This window comes from Rhodopirellula maiorica SM1 (assembly GCF_000346295.1).
Lineage (GTDB): Bacteria > Planctomycetota > Planctomycetia > Pirellulales > Pirellulaceae > Novipirellula > Novipirellula maiorica.
The window spans coordinates 1-7,812 of record NZ_ANOG01000509.1 but is presented as its reverse complement, the minus strand read 5'-3'; the positions used below and the strand labels follow the sequence as shown (position 1 = coordinate 7,812).

Sequence of the window (7,812 nt, the reverse complement as noted above, 5' to 3'; positions counted from 1 at the left end):
TCGGAAATATGAAAACCACAACCGAATCCCGATCCAAAACCGTGACTACCGTCGCGACCAGGATCGCTGGCGAAGACATCGCCAAAGGTGACTACGTCACCATCCTCAGCGAGATCATCGAGCTTCCGTCCTACTTATGGGACTGCTCAGGAATCTCGCAACCCATCGACGAACTCGTACGACTTCGCTACCTGCCGCGCGCAGCCGGCGAACCGCACAAAGTCGTTGCCGTTTGCTTGCCGTTCGTTTACGCGAAGCGACCCAAGGGAAACCTGATCGCCTTCGACACACGACAGCAACAACTCGTCCGGCTGGACCGAGCCAACGGCCGTTCCCTTTGGAAACAATTGGGAATGACCACCAAGAAGAAAACGAAATAGAAAGCGCACACGATCGACTGCCGATTCGGAGTACATGCTTCAGGAGCCGGGTGTCGTGGGTTCAAGTCCCACCGGCGCAACTGCCATTCGTAAGAACGCAGCGCCGTAGCTCAGTGGTAGAGCACCGTAAAACCCTCTGGTCACAACTTCGTCGATCGTGCCCTTTATCAAGGCAAACACAGTGCATCACTACTTCGAAAGATAATAGAACATCGAAACACACTCGGCTGCCGGTTCGGAGTACATGGCACGACCGAAAGGTCCAGCGGGTTCGAGCCCCGCCCCGCCAGCTTTCTCGAAAGCGACACGGGTCTCTGACCAACACTTCGCCGAGTGCTTTTTCGTTTCAACAACACGAAACCATCGTGCTGCGAAACGGCCCCACTTCGTTCGGGGCGTTTCCACGCGGTGGCAAGACACACGATCCGACTGCCGGAGTGGAGTACATAAGAGTTCGATTCCCTTCGTCGCCGCTTTCCATTTCGCCCCAGCCCAATTGGCTGGTCAAAACCGGCGACGTGGCTCATTTGGGAGCCACCTCTGCACCAAACCTCGTCGGATCGTTTACTTCGTCGTAGCGTGGCTTTATCGCCTGCCGCGACTGCACACGCAGGCAAACAACCTGCATTACTCAGGAGGTCAAACATGGCCAACAAGTCTCTATTCCAAAGCATCACCAGCGTCCTGCCACGAGCGACTGTCGTCAACGAAGCAGGCGGCCCAGCGTACAAGATGTCAGCGAAGCACGCGCTCGCCCAAATGGCGGCGACTGGTACGTTCGGCAACGTCTACTACGCGTCCGCGCAAAACCAACTCGACGCGATGCGAAAGCTGATCGACGAGATCGACGACAACGAGTTCCTGGCAAAGCTGGCCGTCTACTCACGTGAGCGTGCTTACATGAAGGACATGCCAGCAGCGTTGCTGGTCGTACTGTCGACGCGAGACACCAAGCTCATGCACCAAGTCTTCGATCGAGTCGCGGACAACGGTCGCGTTCTGCGCACCGTTTTCCAGATGACTCGTTCAGGACAGTTCGGTCGCAAGGGCCTGTCGTCTTCGCTGCAGCGTGCGTTCCAACGTTGGCTCAACGACGCGTCTGTTGGCAAGTTGCTCTCAGCTTCGATCGGAAACGATCCAAGCCTGCGAGACGTCTTGCGAATGGCACGTCCAACGCCAAAGGATGACGCGCGTCGAGCGTTGTTCGGATGGTTGACCGACAAGCCAGTCGAGAAGTGGGCACCAGCTACGGCTGACAACCTGCCTTCGACGGTTCAGTCACTGGTCGCTTACCGAGCAGCCGAGACGGCCGAAGCCCAAACGCTGATCGCCGGCGACCTGCAAGTTCGATGGGACTTGCTAGCCGACGCAGCCAAGGGTCCGTTGGTTTGGAAGGCGATCGCTCGACAAATGGGACCGCAAGCACTGCGCATGAACCTCAATACGCTATTGCGTCACGACGTGTTCAAGAAGCCTGGAATCCTTGGATTCGCAGGAACCGACAACGCGATGATCGACTACGTGGCCGGCCAACTGGCTGACCGCGACGCGATCGCACGCAGCCGTCAGTTCCCGTACCAGTTCCTGGCGGCTTACATGAACGCATCGGACGAGGTTCCAAGCAAGATCAAGACGGCGTTGCATGACGCTGCCGAGATCGCGTGCGGAAACGTACCAACGCTGCCTGGACCAGTCATCATTGGACTCGACACGTCAGGTTCGATGGGATGCTCAGTCACGGGAAACCGTGGTCGCGGTGGAACGTCGAAGATGCGATGCGTCGATGTTGCGGCACTGTTCGCAGCAGCGATCCTGCGTCGCAACCCAGACAGCGTCGTGATCCCATTCGATACGCAAGCTTACAAGGTCAAGGTCGATCCAAGCGATACGATCCTGTCACTGTCAGCACGCTTGTCGAAGTACGGAGGCGGAGGAACGGACTGCTCGTTGCCATTTGTCGAAGCCAACACACGTTACGCGAAGCAAGCCTTCGCCGGCATCGTGCTTGTCAGCGACAACGAAAGCTGGATCGCCTCGGGACGTCGTTACGGCTACGGTCGAAACGGTTCAACCGGAGTGATGACGCAGTGGGAGAAGTTCAAGAAGACCCAGCGTGGACTCGGCGTTGTCGATCCAAAGCTAGTCTGCATCGACATTCAACCCTACGGAACCACGCAAGCACCCGAGCGAGACGACATCCTAAACATCGGCGGCTTCAGTGACGCCGTGTTCAACGTAGTCTCATCGTTCCTGGAAAACGACGCATCCCGCTTCGTCCGCGAAGTCGAATCTGTCGAACTGTAATGAATTTTCCCTGTGAAAAATTCGTAAAACATCAAAACGCTCGCGGTGGAGCAAACTACCGCGGGCGTTTTTTGTTAGCTACTGCTGGATGTGAAGTTCACACATCGAGTGTGAAAGCAGTTTGACTGCGGAACGTGACTCCGAAACGTCGTATTCCTGCCAATTCGCACTTGGCTCACCGGCAAGTTTTAAGATGCGGATGGCATGTGACGGTGCGGGAAATGTAAATCGAATCTTTTCCGATTCGTGATCCGCGATAACCACTTCGTTCTTGCCACTCTGATGGCCAAGGGCGATCAACAGCCAGTTCCTCAACTCGTATGTGGCCGTCGCATCATTTCGGCAGTTGAGAGAGACGGATTTGCTCTGACTTCCGTCGATTCTGAGCAATATGGGAATCCAGTGTTGCTGATTCTGACCAGGTCCAGCTCCAATGTAGATGCCTTCGCCAAGCTGAGTCGGTGACGTCCATCTGCCCCCTTCGGGTACTCGCACCTTGCCAAAGAAGCCTCCCGGCGAATGGTCAATCGCGAAGACTTTCGTTTCATCGAGAAACAACGGAAGTCCCTCTTGGTCCAGTTTCGCAATCTGCCACTCAAGAAGGTCGGCAAGCGATTCAATGCCATCCGTTGGCTCGACGAGGGATTTCCAGCTCGGTTCTCCTAGCCAATCTTCAAATGACTGTTCGTTCACACCGATTTGAGTTAGGTCCGTGACAATCGAGTCAGATGGGCGAAACCTTCTCAAGAATTGGTTGGGGTGAAAAGACGAGAAACGATGCGTCTCCGTTGCCGTTGTTCCCAGTAACACTGCATCCGTGTCGCTCAGCTTTATCCAACGCGAAGGCATGGCAGAATAGCCGCGTTGGTTTTCGACCTTCAAGTCAGCGAGCTCCCCGACGTCCACCATGCGTCCAGCGACCAATTGAATGGCTTTGTTTACATCTCCTTCAAAACCGGCGGCGACTAGGAAAGGTTCGATCGCCTTTCTTAATTCACGTCGAGTCGCCAGGCCATGACGACGGACTTCACGACGAATCAACCTGGCGATGCCCCATGGCGACGGATTCGCTCGGTCTTTATCGGATTCCAGGTGATCGGCAAGTCCGAGCTCGCTAGCGAAAGCCGCCGGCACAAACATCTTGATTGGATCCATGATTGTTATTTTCTCAACAGCGAAACTGTGTGGAAGCTACACCTAGTCACATGACTATCCCATGTAAGACCACAGCGAGGGAACGAGCTTGTCTTCTTGCACGGCCGCTGCAAGCAACTCACCCTTAGTAGTCATCTTTACCTCAAAACATGTGTCGAAATTAAAACAAAGGTAAGGAGAGTCTCCATAGTAAACGAGGTCGCAAGGAACACATGGAAGAACGAGGCGCGCAAGGCATCGGAGCAATTGAGGCTCAATCGCCTGCTCACGGTCTTTGAAGCTTTCGGGATTTTCATCCGGCGGTAACGCTCGCGAAATGATCGAGACCGCGTCCTCAATACTGTTGGAGCAACGCAGCAGCGAAAGGATACATCGACAATGAGACTCATGTTCAGTGTCTCCTTCGTTGCTGTAACAACTTAGGAACAGCCTAGCAGCATCGCAGCGAATTCCTTCCAGATGAACTGGCTTGAAAAGCTTGCAAAACTTTTCAAAGGAAACCATGGTCCCATGATTTGCGTGTGGTTCGTACGACATTCAACGTCCTTTAACGACAGGGCCTTCGTGTTTTGAAAGAAAAGTTCGAGCTTGGTCTGACATTTTGCATGAGCTTGAAAGAAAAAGCGTTCCTATGTGATTTGAAAGAATCTCTGCAACCGAATCTGACAGGTCAACGAGTCCCAACAGGGAAAGGCTGAGCCTGGATCTCGCCAGGTCGGACGCATCTCGCTCAGTCAATTCGGTCATCGCCGAAACTTCACTATTCCACATTGGGTAAAGCAAGTACCGTTTTGCAATGGTGAGATTTTCTTCCGAGCAGTCCTGTTTGTTCGCTCGCAGAGAGTCGCTCAGGAATGTGTTGGGACGAGTTGACAACAATAGAAAAGCATAATCAGAACTTTCCCTCACCCCCTCTAGACGCAATTCCTCCGGCTCATCTAAACCGATCCCGAAGCAACTTAAGTGCTCAGCAACTTCGTCAGAAATGACTGATAAACCATTTAGGTGCAACCAGCCATCAAACAATGCAAGTTCTTTCGCTGCTCCGGATGAAAGTTCGCGTAAACTGTCAAACTCCAATATTTCGTTCTGAAGACGGCCACGAGCCAACATGGCTGCGAAAGCAACGTCAGCATCGCTATCGGTCAATGATTTAATCGTCTTGATGTACTCGTTCAAGGACGCGCCACGCTGCATTCGTGAAAAACTACTTCTGGCTGATTCCGACAGTGTGTCTACACTGTTTAGCGAGAGAAAACCTTTGTATTTGCTTAGGTTCTCCGCTGCCTCATCTGACAGCGACTTTAGTCCGTTGAGGCTGAGCTCATCGACTCTTACGGTCAATTTATAGAGCTCATCAATTGTCAGCTCACGTACTGCGTCGTCAAATGGTTCTGGTTTGCATAGCTCCGCGTAATCCTCCAAGTAACTTTGACCGACGATCTCGCCTAAGCTTTTGGCCACTGACTCCGTGAGGTCGGTCAGGCCATCGAGTGACAGAGATTGTCTGTGGCGACTCAGGCTTGCCGCCGCTGAATCAGAAAGGGTTTTCAAGCCGCCGAGCGAAAGATTTCCCCTGTGGTTGCTGAGGACTTCCGCCACTGCAGCGGATAAATGCTCCAGAGCATCCAGGTAGACAGATCCTCCCTCTCCCGCAATGCCGACAAGGATTTTGGCGACCGCCTCGGAGAGCTCTGTCAATCCACGGAGTGAAAGATCGCCTCGGTTGTGTCTAAGCTTTTCGACCACAGTATCGGATGCCACTTCGATGCCGTCGAGGGACAACCGGCCCTCATGTTTACCGAGGCTTTCCGCCGCCGTCTCAGAAAGACGTTTTAGACCGTTGAGCGAAAGGTGTCCTGTGTGTTTGCTAAGGCTTTTTGCTGCGGCATCGGATAGACTGTCAAGGCCGCCTAGATCGAGATCTCCCTCGTGTTTGCTGAGGCTTTCTGCTGCGTCATCCGAAAGATGTTCTAGGCTGCAGAGCATCAGGTTTCCGGCGTGTTTGCCAAGACTATCTGCTGCGGTATTCGATAGGCATTTCAAGCCGTCGAGCCTGAGCCAATCAGCCAGCTGGCTCAAAAGTTCCGCAGCGTCGTCCTCGATTGCCACGTATTCGTGGAGCTGGTATGAATTGCCTTCGCGTAGGCAACCTTCAGCTAACTCTTTGGTAATCACCTGCTTATTCAATTTTTAGCATCCCTCTTGGTTGGACGATTGGACGTTGTTTTGCGATTGCTGTTAGCCAACCCATGTTGGCCACAATCTCTATCGCGACGATTTTTCAGCAACATATTGTGATTGGTCATTTTCCGTCACCCAGTTCCTTTTCAGCATTCTGAATCGCGGCTTTGATGTCGGCGAGCATTTCTTTGCCTGCGACAAGGAAGTGAACGTGCGAACGGGCTCGGGTACAGGCAACGTACAAGTCAACATGCGAAAAGCCCTTCGAGATTCCGTCCAAGTCGTAAACCACCACAACGTCGGCTTCCAGCCCTTTGAAGCTTCGGGCCGTCGTGACCAAAATTCCTTCGTTACGGTTCCATGCTCTCGTGTCAGTCGTTAAAGCGATGCCAGCAATATCGGAGACATCTGCAAGCGATCCGTTCTCATGACCGCGTGGGCCGATCAGCACCATTTGCGATGGCTTGATGTCGTGTTGCTCGAGCAGGTTTTCAACCGCCTTCAATACAATGCCTTTCATCGCTCCAAGAGTGGGTACTGTGCTAATCGCCGGCTTGCCACCAAGCGGTGATCGCTTGAAAAACTTTGCTTCAGTCTTAGCAATCGTGGTACTGGTGCGTGCAATCCAGCGACTGTTTCGACAGTTGCGACGCAGGTTGTATTTGGTTTGAAACGCGACCGGAGGTTTGGTCGGTGCCCAGTCCCACAATCGTTGGACTGGATCGGCGAATGCTAATAACGTTCCCGCCTCTGCTTCCTTCAGTAGGGTGCATTGCAGTACTTCCCACCAACGCGAATGAAAGTCCTGTGCCTCGTCCATTACGATCGCATCGTACTGGACATCTTCGCCTTCCTCCATCGTGAGATAGGCGGCTTGCTCGATCAGGTCCGGCACATCATCGACAAAAAAATCCGATCCTGGTTGAGGAGACTCTGGCGGATCCCAATCAACACCAGCATCTTCGATGATTTCGCGAGCGAGTTGGTGAAAGTGGGTGATCTTCAATCGCTTGTCGAGCAGCCCTCTGTCGGGATGTTGATCCAGGCTCCGACGTAGATGGTCGGCCAGATGCCGGTTGTAGCAAACGAATAACGTGCGATTATCATTTTTAGCGAGATGAATCGCTCGGTCAAACGCGATCTGTGTTTTTCCCGAACCCGCGACGCCGGAGACGTAGACTCGACTATTGTCATCGTAGAGCCCCTCAAGTAATTCAATCTGCTCGTCGGTCATTTCTTGGATTTGTTCAAAAACGTCGCTGGCGCTGCCAGCGATGGGACGAAATAATTTGAATTCAGGCAACAATGCAGTTGCCATTCGACGCCACTGATGATTGGTCAGTGGCGTTTCTCGTTGGGGCCAACTGGCCATCGCATTTGCGATGGCCACATCCATCGTATCCATTTGGCGGCGAGATAGAATCAACGACTCTTCAGCTCCAGGCGGGATGGCTCCGGTGTAGTTGTCGTGCGGGAACACCACAGCATGACCATAGCTGTAGTGGTGCCCACATACATCGCCGGCGGTTTGCTTCTCGATCCGGTCAACAAGGTAGTGCATACTGTCGCGAGCCTGTTTGAACGGATCGGTAATAGGTTCGTAACCGTGTTTCTTTTTTCGCTGCCAAGTTGCATTCTGGTAACGAAGTTCGCCGCCTTTGACCTCCAGCACCAACATTCCCTTGTCTTGGTGAAGTACGATAAAATCTGCTTCTCCCTCACGCAGCGCCCCGTCGCGATCGGGACGCAACCAAGGGTACGAATGTAGAACGACGAATTCATTGCTCAA

The 7,812-nt window shown here is 53.2% G+C and carries 5 protein-coding genes; 2 read left to right on the top strand and 3 right to left on the bottom strand.

Annotation, left to right across the window (positions count from 1 at the left end; all coding sequences use genetic code 11):
* Window positions 1-8: 8 nt before the first annotated feature.
* Window positions 9-380 (top strand): hypothetical protein, encoded by a 372-nt coding sequence (locus tag RMSM_RS16210; protein ID WP_008698303.1) that lies wholly within the window; start codon window positions 9-11, stop codon window positions 378-380.
* Window positions 381-1,025: 645 nt separating this feature from the next.
* Window positions 1,026-2,684 (top strand): TROVE domain-containing protein, encoded by a 1,659-nt coding sequence (locus RMSM_RS16205; protein WP_008698300.1) that lies wholly within the window; start codon window positions 1,026-1,028, stop codon window positions 2,682-2,684.
* Between the two features lie 78 nt (window positions 2,685-2,762).
* On the opposite strand, the gene RMSM_RS16200 is transcribed toward RMSM_RS16205, so the two are convergent.
* From RMSM_RS16200 to RMSM_RS16185, 3 genes are all read right to left on the bottom strand, one after another.
* Window positions 2,763-3,839, bottom strand: coding sequence for a hypothetical protein (locus tag RMSM_RS16200; protein WP_008698299.1), 1,077 nt, complete (start codon window positions 3,837-3,839; stop codon window positions 2,763-2,765).
* 537 nt (window positions 3,840-4,376) lie between these two features.
* A complete protein-coding gene (locus RMSM_RS16190) occupies window positions 4,377-6,029 on the bottom strand; it encodes a hypothetical protein (protein WP_040767412.1) in 1,653 nt (550 codons plus the stop codon).
* Between the two features lie 115 nt (window positions 6,030-6,144).
* Window positions 6,145-7,812: NERD domain-containing protein (locus tag RMSM_RS16185; protein WP_052031663.1), on the bottom strand; the 1,668-nt coding region annotated here is incomplete at its 5' end.

What these genes read in the sequence shown, in the direction of transcription:
- RMSM_RS16210 (WP_008698303.1), top strand. Translation starts at nt 9, where the DNA reads ATGAAAACCACAACCGAATCCCGATCCAAAACCGTGACTACCGTCGCG.
- RMSM_RS16205 (WP_008698300.1), top strand. Translation starts at nt 1,026, where the DNA reads ATGGCCAACAAGTCTCTATTCCAAAGCATCACCAGCGTCCTGCCACGA.
- RMSM_RS16200 (WP_008698299.1), bottom strand. Translation starts at nt 3,839, where the DNA reads ATGGATCCAATCAAGATGTTTGTGCCGGCGGCTTTCGCTAGCGAGCTC.